Source organism: Bacillus silvicola (assembly GCF_050524305.1).
GTDB classification, from domain to species: Bacteria; Bacillota; Bacilli; order Bacillales; family Bacillaceae_G; genus Bacillus_A; species Bacillus_A cereus_AT.
Genome location: NZ_JBNGVC010000001.1, coordinates 309,511 through 322,283 on the forward strand (window position 1 = coordinate 309,511; position 12,773 = coordinate 322,283).

The window sequence follows — 12,773 nt, forward strand, 5'->3', positions numbered from 1 at the left end:
ATTTAAAAAGAAAAAAGCAATGATTAGATTCTAAACCTAGTCATTGCTTTATCCATTGCATCTTGATTTACACCTATATAACGTAACTTGACCTTCTCTGAAGAGTGATTGAATATCTCCATGAGTAATGCTATGTTTTTCGTTTGCATGTACATATGATATCCGTACGTCTTTCTTAGCGTATGTGTTCCTATTTCATCTAATCCAAACTCTGCGGCTGCTCCACTTAATATCTTATATGCCATGCTACGCCCAATAGGACGATTCTTCCCTTGTCTACTTTGTAATAAATACTCATTATCTTCTCTTTCTTCAATAAACCATTTAAGTTCTCTTTTCAGTGCTGCAGTGATTTGTATTCGTTTCTGTTTCCCTGTTTTCTTTTCCCTCATAGATATATGACTACCTTTGACATCCCCTACCTTCAATTTCAAAATATCCGAGATTCTCAGACCCGTATTGATTCCCATAATGAAGAGAATGTAATTACGTAAGCTCTTTTCCTTAAAATAATCTTTTAGCTGCTGTATTTGCTCTGAATCACGTATTGGTTGAACGAAATTCATTATTCATTACCTCCCTTTTCTTCTGTCTCGTAAACTTCTAATCCAAGTGCAAAAGCAAGTTTATAAAACGCTTTAGACTTCCAACGTCGATAAGTGCGCTCTGACATCCCTATTTCGTTATAAACCATATAATCACATACATCCTCTTCTTCTAAATAACGTTTATAAATAATATCTCTTTGAATACTTCCTGCACGTCCGTTCCCTAATCGATTTAGAAACTGATCAATACGTAATGACATTCTTTCAAGCCACTCTTCTCGTTTGCTTTGTTGAATATTTGCTATGGCAACATCTTCTAATGGCTTCCCAACCGCATGTGTAGGACCGTGCTCACGTATTTCATAAGAAGGAGTGACTTTCATTTCTTTACGTATCATCCAAAATTGCCTATGTATACGTACGCTTTCCAACACACCTTCTAATTCCTCTTGTGTTGCCGTTCTATCAATTTTTGGTAAGAAAGATAATTGTTTAGTCATGTAAGACCACTCCTTTTTATTTTTAAATTACTTTTGTCTTAAAGCTCCGCGTCTACGTTCATAACGTGGGCCACGAATTCTCATTAAATCTTCAATGTCACGAGTACTTAATTTTCCTTTTCGTTTTTTCTTGTTTTTCTTATTTTTCTTCTTTTCTTGTTTTGATTGCTTTTTCCACTCACGTAGCTGATCCTTTAATGCCTTCATTTCCCCATCTTCCTTTTCAAAATAAAAAGGACACCTATTCCTAAAACAGTTTTAATTGCTGCTTTAGTGAATTGGTGTCCTCTAGTTTTTTAGCCGGACTATATTCTGTTCACTTATATTTCAATTTTGTAATTAAATATGCCTAAAGGAAACATATTAAGAGCACTTCAATTTTTATTGTCTTTCACAAAAAGGTTGCTATAGACCCACTGTATTTTGAACTGATAACATAAAATGGTAAATCATAAGAGTTTAGGGGGAATAAATAACAATGGATTCATCAAAAGTAGCTTTTTTATCAGTATTAAGTAACTCTTTTGTTGTTGTTTTAAAAGTTGTTATTGGTATATTTACTGGTTCAGTCGCTATTCTTTCCGAGGCTATTCATTCATCATTAGATTTATTAGCTTCAATCATCGCTTTCTTTTCTGTCCGAATTTCAAATAAACCAGCGGATAAAATCCATCCCTATGGACACGGAAAGGTGGAAAACATATCCGGAACAATTGAAACATTACTAATTTTCATAGCTGGTTTTTGGATTATTTATGAATGTGTTCTTAAATTGATAAACCCTGAACCAATTCAACTCCCATTTTTAGGAATAGTCGTTATGTTGATAGGAGCACTCATCAATTCTGTAGTATCACGAATTGTTAACAAAACTGCTGAAAAAACAAATTCAATTGCAATGAAATCTAATGCACTACATTTACTCACTGATGTTTACACTTCCTTAGGTGTTGCAATTAGCTTATTTTTAGTTAGTTTAACTAAATGGTATTTCCTAGACCCAATCATTGGAATTATTTTAGCTGTTTATATTATGACTGAAGCCTTCAAATTAATGAAAGAGTCCTTCCCTCCATTAATTGATGCGTGTCTATTACCAGCAGAAGAACAAAAAATCATAAATATCATTGAAACTTATAAAGATGAATATATTGAGTTTCATGATTTTCGCACAAGACGCTCAGGTTCAATGGAATACATAGATTTTCACCTTGTTGTTTTATCTCACTATGACATCAAAACAGCGCATGAGTTATGTGATCGAATAGAACAAAGTATCAAGAAAAAATTTAATCGTGCTCACATACTAATCCATTTAGAGCCAGAACATGAAATTTATATTAAATTAACCTGAAAAACCATTAAATTTATTAAAGTAATTAGGAAAAAGAACGCTTACTACTAAAATGAAGCTTTTCTCCATTCACTTCCGCATAACATTTCTAATCCGGTTTATACTAAAACTGTAACTTTAAAGCTACACATCCCAACTTGTAGGGCCTATTTTTCTTTTGTACAACAAGTGGCTAGCTAATTAAGCTAGCTGCTCTTATTTTGTAAATACATCCTTTGCAATTAGTTCTTCATCCTCTACAAGACCATTACGAACTTTATCAATTGCTTTATCTAGATCAGGTGCTTCCACAAATGCTTCATAAGATTTAGTTTCAGTAAATTCAACGCGATATCTTTTCAAATCCATTCCTCCTGAATAAAATTTAATAATTCGCAAATGCTATACACAGGCGATAAGCCAGAACTCATTTAACTGTCCCTGTAATTCTTCTCTCCTCTGTATTAAGCAGTTAGCTTTTGCTAGCTGCTCTTTTTCTGCGATTGGTTACATTCGCCTGATGTTTTCAACGTAATATTACGTTACAATATAAAAGATTAAAATATATTGAGCTGTTATACCATTACCCTAGGAAACTAGGGTTTTTATTTCTACAAAATGAAATTTTTATTATATAACTCATAAAAAACGGACAAGCCTACAAGCTAATAAACTTCAAAATTCATAAGATAATTTATAATAAAAAATTTTTATATAAATGAGGTGCTATTTTGAGTCCACATAGAAAACATCGTTCATGCAATGAATGGCGTCGCTCTTGCAATGAACGACCTCACTGTCCTACCGGGCCTACCGGACCATCCTCACTAGAAACAGATTGTTTTCAAGATATTAAAAATACACTCCAACACTGTACAGGTCGTATAGTATCTCTTCTTCTTTCAAGAAAGAGTGATCCAATCCAAGGTCGGATTTCTAGTGTAAATAATGGAAGTGTAGTCTTTGATTCTGAAAACGGAACAAGTGTTATTTCTATATGTAGTATTTTATCGATTGCCCCTATTCTTTTTGCTTACGTTGCAAATAGTGATGATAATACTGTATCTGTCATTAACACTTTTACTAACACAATTTTTAGCGCACCTATAACCGTTGGACTTAACACTATTGGCGTAGCAATTACACCCGATGGCTCTAAGGCTTATGTTACAGGAGGTAATGCAGTAAAAGTGATTAACACTTCTACTAATACAGTCGTCGGCGATATAATTGTCGGAAATAAAGCTCGAGGAATGGCCATTACACCGAGCTGTATTTAACAAAGATATTTAATGAATTAATGTCATTTATAAATGTATCTAGGAGACTAAAATGTTCTTTTTGAATTTATAGAGTCCTAGATACATCATCTAAGCTCTATAGTTGCGATAGGTAAGACTTTGAATTTATCTCCATCTTTTCCCCCGCTTAGCACTGTACGTGCGACTTTCATCGCATACAGCGCCCCATCTTATTCTTCTATACTAAAGCAACTAGATTACAAACAATGTTGTACTCACCAACGTGTTAATTCCCTTTTCTTACGAAAAGTCACATCATCTTACTCGATCCTGTGAGTTACATCTAATTGATTTAGTTTTCAAAGAACAAGACTAAGGACTATCCCTCCACATTCGTTACATGCTTCTTCGGTACTATGTCCCTACCTTCACAAGAATGAAGCAATTTCGGTTCGTTAGAACCTTATATGCATCTGTCCGCTAGTAGACGTTGGTGACGGTTTCTTGCTTACCACGTTCCGATTGACTTAGCTATACATATATCCTTAGGTGCTTGCTTTAAGCCTGTTATCTTTACATCCTCATCGTTAGATGTTCCGAATTTCATATCATTTACTCTTACTTTTCGGTAGATAACGTCGTCATTAACGACATACATATTTCTAATGTATTAAGCGTTTAGACCCGTACATTCGCAAGTTCGCCAGTCCATTTGGACATTCTCACCATAGATATTTTGTAGCATCCCGACCTATCCATTACCATATGATTTCTCACTTAGGTTTTGTTCAGCCGACTTCACCTAGCTTCATACAATTTGTGACTACTATCACGCTTTGCATGTAGGAGTATCAGATAAGTAGTTTCAGCTCAACCTGACGGCTTTCATTCCTACTTTCAGTCAATCAGTTGTTGTTATCAAATTGATAACCCTCCTATTTCGTGTTTGCACACTTATGAGGAAACGTGTCGCACAAATAACGCTTTTGTTAAGATCCATGAATCCAATTCTTAGGTGAAAAACTTTTATAGAAGCACCTTTTTTGGACAAATTTACCGGATGAATTAACTGAAATTTCATGTTATTCTTAACGTGTTGAATATCCCAATACATTCAACAATGCTCTTGATTGCATACTTAGTATGCAGCCATCCATCCAGATACCTTAGCTAATACGTCCCCCTAATCGTCGTTATTGCTAAGGTATCTTTTAGATGCCCTGTGTGCAGGGCTTTTTCATTTCAGTCATGATGCTCTTTTTCCCATCTCATTATCGATGCTTTTAGTCCAATTTTTTAATAAAATTCAAATTTGATTAAAGTAACTGTGTTTTTCGTTCTTCCATACGAATTACTTTTCCACTTTGATATACAAATGATTGTTCACCAAATCCACCTTGAGGTGGTTCTATTAGTTGGACTTGACCATTTTTAACAACATATATTCCGTTTATTTTCAAATCTATTTCAGCTGTCATTTCTACAAGATTTTCTTTTCTGATTCCCACTAAGATCACTCCCATATGTTATAATTACTTTGTCGAAGTAGGTCGGGAGCAATCTCGGCTTTTTTGTTTGTCTACAAATATCGCACAACATTTTCTGGAACAAATGATTGTTCAAGTGATAAATGGAGCCGTATTGGAATCGGCTTTTTTTCATCCCGTGCTTGCTTACACATTTTTTCTGCTTCTTCCCATACAAATTCTTTATCCTCCGATCGCTTATAGCGCCAAATTCCAATTGTATAATCTTCAAATAACTCATACCGCTCATCAGGCGCTGGCGTTTGTTTTAATTCATCGATCGCTTTGGCTTGAAGTGGTATTTGCACTAACATGGAAAGATATTGACTTTGATAATAAACGTATCCTAGTTAATAAATCACTTGTAAAAACTGAAGAAGGACTATTTAAAGCTGCTACTCAAACTAAATCTTCTAATAGAAACATTAGTATCTCTTCCTTTGTTGTAACAGAGTTACAAGCATACTATTTTTATAAAAAGAAAGCGTTTTTCCGTTGGGGTATCTCATTGAATGAGGAGGCCTATATTTTCGCTGGCAATACAATTCATTCTCCCTTACATATAGATGCTCCCCATCGTTTTTTGAAAGACCATTATAAAAAAGCTGGTGTTCCACGAATTCGTATTCATGACTTAAGACACACACATGCAACACTTATGCTTCAAGCTGGTGAGCATCCTAAAATTGTTCAGGATCGCTTAGGACACTCTTCTATTCAAATGACTTTAGATAAATATAGCCACATCACACAAAACATGCAGCAACAAGCCGCAGAAAATTTTGAGAATGTAATAAAACCTTATGAAAACATCAAATAAAAACTGAAGAATTCTTATGTGAGCAAAATGTGAGCATTAATAAAAACTAGAGCCTATAAACCTTGATATGACAAGGTTTATAGGTCTATATCGTTGAATCTTGGGAGAAGAATGAGCAGTTTTAGTATCTATTTAAAAAAATATAAAAACTTCAAAAATGCAAAATCCCTTATGTATCTTATCAAGACCTTTTTTTAAAAAATCCAGTAAAAATAACCCCCCTCACATATTTTACATGACTAATATGTGAGGGGGGTTTATTACTTTTCGTGCTCCCGCTAAATAGACAACTTAAATCCCACTTTGAGAGCCCCTAATGACTTCTATGATAATAATTGGATTTAACAATTACTGCAGAGAAAAATTCTAGATAATCATTTATTAAGATTTAATAAATTATTGCCATGAGCTTAATTGATGCAAAAAAGGAGTCCAATGTCATTCGGACTCCTACCTATATTCTAAACGTACTTTCAGGAATATTTTTGTCAAGTTCATTAATAATTATTTATTTTTTCTAAAACTATAAAAATTGTACATTTAACTTAGTAGTTTTTTAAATTGCAGTAGATATAAATACAGAGTATACAGCACTTTGAGTAATCCCCGGAGTAATAAAAAGTGATATAGCATCCGATCTTGCAACTGGATTACCAGGTATCGTACTAGTCCATGTAACAGTTGCGGGTGCAACTACTGGATTTGGGTCAAATACTTTTACAGGCTGTGGTCCAATATCAGTAGGTTTAATTGAAAATACTATAGTTCCAGTAATATTAGCTGTAAGGGTAAGGGTAATTGTAGATACTATTTGACCAGCTCCGGGTGAAGTTAGATTAATAGGTACATTATCACATACTTGCAGTACATATACACCCGTAGCTAAATTATTTATATTTATAGAAGTGGAAAAACCAACAATACTACCAGCCCCACCTGTTACATAAGGCAGTGTTAATGAATCTGCACCAGGTGATCCTGCTGTACGCTGAAATCCTGAATTAGTACCACCAAAAAGGATAGCCTTTGTAGAAGTTGTTGCCGTAGGACCGGTGGCTCCAGTAGACCCGGTTACTCCGGTTGGTCCCGTTGATCCGGTTACTCCGGTTACTCCTGTTGGTCCAGTTGATCCGGTTGACCCGGTTGATCCAGTTACTCCGGTTGATCCAGTTACTCCGGTTGACCCGGTTGATCCCGTTGGCCCGGTTACTCCGGTTGATCCGGTTGATCCGGTTGATCCGGTTGATCCGGTTGATCCAGTTGGCCCGGTTACTCCGGTTGGTCCCGTTGATCCAGTTACTCCGGTTGATCCAGTTACTCCGGTTGATCCAGTTACTCCGGTTGACCCGGTTGATCCTGTTGGCCCGGTTACTCCGGTTGGTCCCGTTGATCCAGTTACTCCGGTTGATCCTGTTGGCCCGGTTACTCCGGTTGGTCCCGTTGATCCAGTTACTCCGGTTGGTCCAGTAGACCCGGTTGACCCGGTTGACCCGGTTGACCCGGTTGATCCTGTTGGCCCGGTTGGTCCCGTTGGTCCAGTAGATCCGGTTGATCCTGTTGGCCCGGTTACTCCGGTTGATCCGGTTGATCCTGTTACTCCGGTTGGTCCGGTTACTCCGGTTGATCCAGTTGATCCCGTTGGCCCGGTTACTCCGGTTGATCCTGTTGGCCCGGTTACTCCGGTTGGTCCCGTTGCTCCGGTTGATCCTGTTGGCCCGGTTACTCCTGTTGCTCCGGTTACTCCGGTTGGTCCCGTTGCTCCGGTTGATCCCGTTACTCCGGTTGATCCTGTTGGCCCGGTTGATCCGGTTGATCCCGTTACTCCTGTTGGTCCCGTTGGTCCCGTTGATCCTGTTGGTCCCGTTGATCCTGTTGGTCCGGTTACTCCGGTTGACCCGGTTGATCCCGTTGGCCCGGTTACTCCGGTTGATCCTGTTGGCCCGGTAGGCCCTGTTGCTCCCGTTGATCCTGTTGCTCCCGTTGATCCTGTTACTCCTGTTGCTCCGGTTGATCCCGTTACTCCGGTTGATCCTGTTGATCCGGTTACTCCGGTTGGCCCCGTTGGCCCGGTTACTCCGGTCGGTCCCGTTGGTCCAGTAGATCCGGTTGACCCTGTTACTCCTGTTGGTCCCGTTGGCCCTGTTACTCCTGTTGGTCCCGTTGGCCCGGTTAACCCGGTTACTCCGGTTGGTCCCGTGTCCCCAGTTGATCCGGTTACTCCTGTTGGTCCCGTTGGTCCAGTAGATCCGGTTGACCCTGTTACTCCTGTTAATCCCGTTGATCCTGTTGCTCCAGTTGATCCGGTTACTCCGGTTGGCCCTGTTGATCCTGTTGATCCGGTTACTCCTGTTGCTCCGGTTACTCCAGCGGGTCCCGTGTCCCCAGTTGGTCCCGTTGGTCCCGTTGGTCCAGTAGATCCGGTTGACCCTGTTACTCCTGTAGATCCCGTTGATCCTGTTGGTCCTGTGTCCCCAGTTGATCCTGTAGGCCCTGTTGATCCGGTTGATCCTGTTGATCCGGTTACTCCGGTTGGCCCCGTTGGCCCGGTTGACCCTGTTGCTCCTGTTGGTCCCGTGTTCCCAGTTGATCCTGTAGGCCCTGTTGATCCGGTTACTCCAGCGGGTCCCGTGTCCCCAGTTGATCCTGTAGATCCCGTTGATCCTGTTGGTCCCGTTGGTCCAGTAGATCCGGTTGACCCTGTTACTCCTGTTGATCCCGTTGATCCGGTTGGTCCTGTGTCCCCAGTTGATCCTGTAGATCCTGTAGGCCCTGTTGATCCGGTTACTCCAGCGGGTCCCGTGTCCCCAGTTGATCCTGTAGATCCTGTAGGCCCTGTTGATCCGGTTACTCCAGCGGGTCCCGTGTCCCCAGTTGATCCTGTTGGTCCCGTTGATCCTGTTGATCCGGTTACTCCGGTTGGCCCCGTTGGCCCGATTGACCCTGTTGCTCCTGTTGGTCCCGTGTCCCCAGTTGATCCTGTAGGCCCTGTTGATCCGGTTACTCCTGTTGGTCCCGTTGATCCCGTTGATCCCGTTGATCCTGTAGGCCCTGTTGATCCGGTTACTCCTGTTGGTCCAATAGGACCACCTGATGCCCCAGTAGGCCCGGTTACTCCAGTAAACCCAGTTGGTCCCGTTGATCCAATTGATCCAGTTACTCCAGTTACTCCAGTTGGTCCCGTTGCTCCAGTAGACCCTGTTGCTCCAGTAGACCCTGTTGCTCCAGTAGACCCTGTTGCTCCCGTTGATCCAATTGATCCGGTTACTCCAGTTGGTCCCGTTGATCCAGTTGGTCCGGTTACTCCAGTAGACCCTGTTACTCCAGTAGACCCTGTTGCTCCAGTAGACCCTGTTGCTCCAGTAGACCCTGTTGCTCCAGTAGACCCTGTTGCTCCAGTAGACCCTGTTGCTCCAGTAGACCCTGTTGCTCCAGTAGACCCTGTTGCTCCAGTAGACCCTGTTACTCCAGTAGACCCTGTTGCTCCAGTAGACCCTGTTGCTCCAGTAGACCCTGTTGCTCCAGTAGACCCTGTTGCTCCAGTAGACCCTGTTGCTCCAGTAGACCCTGTTGCTCCAGTAGACCCTGTTGCTCCAGTAGACCCTGTTGCTCCAGTAGACCCTGTTGCTCCAGTAGACCCTGTTGCTCCAGTAGACCCTGTTGCTCCAGTAGACCCTGTTGCTCCAGTAGACCCTGTTGCTCCAGTAGACCCTGTTGCTCCAGTAGACCCTGTTGCTCCAGTAGACCCTGTTGCTCCAGTAGACCCTGTTGCTCCAGTAGACCCTGTTGCTCCAGTAGACCCTGTTGCTCCAGTAGACCCTGTTGCTCCAGTAGACCCTGTTGCTCCAGTAGGTCCAGTAGGTCCAGTAGATCCAGTAGGTCCAGTTGGTAATGTAAATGGCGGTATTGGTGGTAATGTAGGTCCTACAAGGTTAGGATCAAGTGCTCCAGCAGATATAAAATCATCTGGGTTTAATCCTTTCAAATAGTCTCCACTCTCATATGACATATAACCCCCCCTTGCCATTTGAAAATTTTATTCACTGTATGACTTACACATGCTGTTAAATAGTTAATTAACTGGTTTTTAAATTTCATTAAAAATATAAGTTAAATTTGTCAAAGATTTATTTACTACTAATGAAGTTTAATCACATATGTATCTTATGATTAAATTCTTTGAATATGCCCTAACCAAATATCTTTATAATAAATGAACCTTCGGTACAACAAACTTATATAATAGAAAAAATAACTTCAAGTGAAAGCAGCAATAAATAACTGGAAAGAAATTTATGGAAATGTTAGAGCTACAGAAAAATATATCGCATGGTAATTTCTTCGAAATGTATCCTCCAAGACTTCAATTCCAACAATTTCTTATATGCAAATTCTCAGGATTTCCCTTATCTCCATTACATAAAATGTATATTTATTATCCAGTCTAAATCTGTATTATAGTTAATAAGACAAATAGCAATTTCCGATTAGACCAAGCTTGTTGAACATCCGCGTATGCAAACTTTAATTGCTCACGTAATTCCTTATTTTCTCCTTCCAATTTCTTAATTCGACGTTTCAAAGAATCTATGATGGCATCTTTGTTATTCTCATTCATCTCACGTTTGATTTGCTTCAAAGTTGGTGCTTGTGCTTGTTGTTGCCGCAAGGATTCAACCCTTCCGCGTAGGTATGACGGAACAAGTGAGGGTGAACATCAATTCCTGTTTTCTGCCGCAACCGTTTAAACAGAGCTTCCACATCGCTATATGTCATGGGCTTTCCTGTGTTCTCACCACGTAACTTTACAAATACAAAGTTTGTATCGATACTCAGTTCATCAACGACTTCATACAGGTAGTCATCATATAAATCCATTAGAGCTTGTGATATAAAAATCTCTCGTTCACCTGTTTTGATTTTTGCTCCGTTTTCCAATTCCCCACGGTCCGTCAAGCGAATGCGGTGCCCTTTTCCATAATCAAATTGGAAGTCCTCCAGGAATAGGGAAAGTATTTCTCCAATCCGCAATCCAGTTTCAAACAAAAGTTGAATCATAAATGTATCCCTTATATTTGTGGTAGCCCCTAAGATCTTTTGCACCTGTTCCTTTGTGAGTATTTGTATCCTCTTGCGAGGCTCTTTTACCTTTAACACATTCCTTACAGATGGCTGGTCTTTATTGACATGGTGAAGAAAGCTCTTGTAACGTGTTCGCCCGCCTGTAAAAACCTGGCGCATTAACTTCTCGCCCATATCACGTGGCAACGCTTCGTTACGATACAAGTAGTCATAAAATTTTGTTACAGTGGTGGCCGTCAGGTTCACCGTTCTCTCTGCTTTCTTTGCTTTCACAGGAACAAGCGGTGTTACCCTGTTACTCTCATAAGGATTCCGTAACCACCCCACAAACTCTACCAAGTCCTCCAGTCGTATTTCTCTATAATCCTTTTCTATCTCCTGTAAGTAAGAGAAATACTGTTTTAATGCATAACAGTACGTCTTCTGTGTATTGGGACTTTTCCCTGTGGCATCCAAATATTTAAGGTACTTCAACACAGGAATTACAGGAATGCCTTTTTCATCTACTAAAATGTATCTTTTACCTTCTTCTAGTACTATCTCTTGTACACGTATAGTTTTTCACTCCTAAACTCTTTTTCTTTTACGCTCGATTTCACGACTTCTCTACGCCTCCCGCTATGGGCTAAATCCTCTAACTCAAAAAACTAACTAAGTTCCCTAAACATTATATACATACTAAACTATATCTTTTATATCTGATTATACATTCTAATATGTATGAAAAAAGAGGATATATGCTCTCATACTGAACATAGTATCCTCTTCTAATTATAGTCTGTTTAAATGTAACAAAGGATTTGGCATTTTTAAGTTTCTAGAAAAATCCGATAAATATACGTGGAAATTAAAAGTCATGAATCCGGTACAATACTGTATCCAAGCCCAAGGAACTGTCAAATGAAATAACGTGTCTAACTTTTTGGAGTCTATTGACCTTTTCAAATCCCCTTATATTAGTGCTCGCTATTAAGACCTTTTTCTTCTAGGACCTACAATTAATTTGATTGCTGTTCTTTCTTGATTATCGATAGTAACCTCTTGAAACGCTGGAACAAGAACCAAGTCAATTCCACTTGGAGCGACAAAACCTCTTGCAATCGCAATCGCTTTAATCGCTTGATTTAAAGAACCAGCTCCAATTACTTGGATTTCTACATTGCCACTTGCTCTTAGTACGCCCGCTATTGCACCTGCCACTGAATTCGGACTTGATTTTGAGGATACCTTTAATATATTTTCCATGTAAGTTGCTCCCTCTATTATTTAATCTCTCTTTTCTTACTGTTTGAAATATGACTAACGTATCTTTAACTACTATTCATAATAAATACAAACAATTCTGTATAATTACATTCATTCGATATTTTTTTCCTTCTTCCTGCACAACTACATAAATAAAAAGCGACGACTAAGTAAAAACTTAATCATCGCTTTATCCATTTCTCTGTTTCACTAAAATGCTGTCCTTTAAATACTTCTCTTCTTTACTTTGGCGATATACTATCTTAAAGTTTAAATACTTCAACATTTTAAAACCTTGGATAGAGTTATCTGCTAAGTATTCATCCTTTTTCTTCTCCAAAATTCATTACATTGAATATTCTAACTCCATTTTTTTGAAAACTATATCTCCTCATTAGAGCACTTTATATTATGCCAGCTTTTTATCCCAAATCTATTACCTTATATATGGACAAGTATACACGCCAATTGCTTTTCGATT

9 protein-coding genes and 4 pseudogenes are annotated in these 12,773 nt (G+C 39.5%); 3 read left to right on the forward strand and 10 right to left on the reverse strand.

The window, feature by feature from the left end; translation table 11 throughout:
• Positions 1-23: 23 nt before the first annotated feature.
• From ACP6L7_RS01570 to ACP6L7_RS01580, 3 genes are read right to left on the reverse strand one after another with little or no spacing between them, the layout of a single operon-like run.
• Entirely contained in the window at positions 24-566 is a 543-nt protein-coding gene (locus ACP6L7_RS01570; protein ID WP_097831888.1) for a site-specific integrase, read from the reverse strand.
• The gene (locus tag ACP6L7_RS01575) at positions 566-1,048 is read right to left on the reverse strand and encodes an ArpU family phage packaging/lysis transcriptional regulator (RefSeq protein WP_097831887.1); all 483 of its coding nucleotides are present in this window, start codon (positions 1,046-1,048) and stop codon (positions 566-568) included. The genes ACP6L7_RS01570 and ACP6L7_RS01575 overlap by 1 nt, the downstream gene beginning before the upstream one ends.
• Before the next feature lie 27 nt (positions 1,049-1,075).
• Positions 1,076-1,255 (reverse strand): hypothetical protein, encoded by a 180-nt coding sequence (locus tag ACP6L7_RS01580; RefSeq protein WP_097831886.1) that lies wholly within the window; start codon positions 1,253-1,255, stop codon positions 1,076-1,078.
• A 271-nt stretch (positions 1,256-1,526) separates the two neighbouring features.
• Between ACP6L7_RS01580 and ACP6L7_RS01585 the strand changes: the two genes are divergently transcribed.
• On the forward strand, positions 1,527-2,402 hold the full coding sequence (locus ACP6L7_RS01585) for a cation diffusion facilitator family transporter (protein WP_097831885.1): 876 nt from the start codon (positions 1,527-1,529) through the stop codon (positions 2,400-2,402).
• Between the two features lie 195 nt (positions 2,403-2,597).
• On the opposite strand, the gene ACP6L7_RS01590 is transcribed toward ACP6L7_RS01585, so the two are convergent.
• On the reverse strand, positions 2,598-2,744 hold the full coding sequence (locus ACP6L7_RS01590; RefSeq protein WP_170961043.1) for a hypothetical protein: 147 nt from the start codon (positions 2,742-2,744) through the stop codon (positions 2,598-2,600).
• 368 nt (positions 2,745-3,112) lie between these two features.
• Here ACP6L7_RS01590 and ACP6L7_RS01595 point away from each other — a divergent pair, with 368 nt between their 5' ends.
• Entirely contained in the window at positions 3,113-3,661 is a 549-nt protein-coding gene (locus ACP6L7_RS01595; RefSeq protein WP_097831884.1) for a YncE family protein, read from the forward strand.
• A 1,277-nt stretch (positions 3,662-4,938) separates the two neighbouring features.
• Here ACP6L7_RS01595 and ACP6L7_RS01600 read toward each other — a convergent pair.
• A complete protein-coding gene (locus tag ACP6L7_RS01600) occupies positions 4,939-5,130 on the reverse strand; it encodes a DUF3954 domain-containing protein (RefSeq protein WP_000512853.1) in 192 nt (63 codons plus the stop codon).
• A gap of 71 nt (positions 5,131-5,201) precedes the next feature.
• A pseudogene (locus ACP6L7_RS01605) lies at positions 5,202-5,462 on the reverse strand (cell division protein SepF); the annotation flags it as partial.
• Between ACP6L7_RS01605 and ACP6L7_RS01610 the strand changes: the two are divergent.
• Positions 5,447-5,968 (forward strand): annotated as a pseudogene (locus ACP6L7_RS01610) (site-specific integrase); the annotation flags it as partial. The pseudogenes ACP6L7_RS01605 and ACP6L7_RS01610 sit on opposite strands and share 16 nt — an antisense overlap.
• Positions 5,969-6,524: 556 nt before the next feature.
• Here ACP6L7_RS01610 and ACP6L7_RS01615 read toward each other — a convergent pair.
• From ACP6L7_RS01615 to ACP6L7_RS01630, 4 genes and pseudogenes are all read right to left on the reverse strand, one after another.
• On the reverse strand, positions 6,525-9,950 hold the full coding sequence (locus ACP6L7_RS01615; RefSeq protein WP_430528983.1) for a collagen-like protein: 3,426 nt from the start codon (positions 9,948-9,950) through the stop codon (positions 6,525-6,527).
• A 459-nt stretch (positions 9,951-10,409) separates the two neighbouring features.
• A pseudogene (locus tag ACP6L7_RS01620) lies at positions 10,410-10,655 on the reverse strand (hypothetical protein); the annotation flags it as partial.
• Positions 10,649-11,602 (reverse strand): annotated as a pseudogene (locus ACP6L7_RS01625) (tyrosine-type recombinase/integrase); the annotation flags it as partial. The pseudogenes ACP6L7_RS01625 and ACP6L7_RS01620, both read right to left, overlap by 7 nt.
• A gap of 414 nt (positions 11,603-12,016) precedes the next feature.
• Complete coding sequence (locus ACP6L7_RS01630) at positions 12,017-12,292, reverse strand: stage V sporulation protein S (protein ID WP_000427797.1); 276 nt, start codon at positions 12,290-12,292, stop codon at positions 12,017-12,019.
• Positions 12,293-12,773 lie beyond the last annotated feature (481 nt).

Bases quoted from the DNA above. Each gene is read 5' to 3' on its own strand.
- ACP6L7_RS01575 (WP_097831887.1), bottom strand. From the start codon at position 1,048: ATGACTAAACAATTATCTTTCTTACCAAAAATTGATAGAACGGCAACA.
- ACP6L7_RS01630 (WP_000427797.1), bottom strand. From the start codon at position 12,292: ATGGAAAATATATTAAAGGTATCCTCAAAATCAAGTCCGAATTCAGTG.
- ACP6L7_RS01570 (WP_097831888.1), bottom strand. From the start codon at position 566: ATGAATTTCGTTCAACCAATACGTGATTCAGAGCAAATACAGCAGCTA.
- ACP6L7_RS01580 (WP_097831886.1), bottom strand. From the start codon at position 1,255: ATGAAGGCATTAAAGGATCAGCTACGTGAGTGGAAAAAGCAATCAAAA.
- ACP6L7_RS01585 (WP_097831885.1), top strand. From the start codon at position 1,527: ATGGATTCATCAAAAGTAGCTTTTTTATCAGTATTAAGTAACTCTTTT.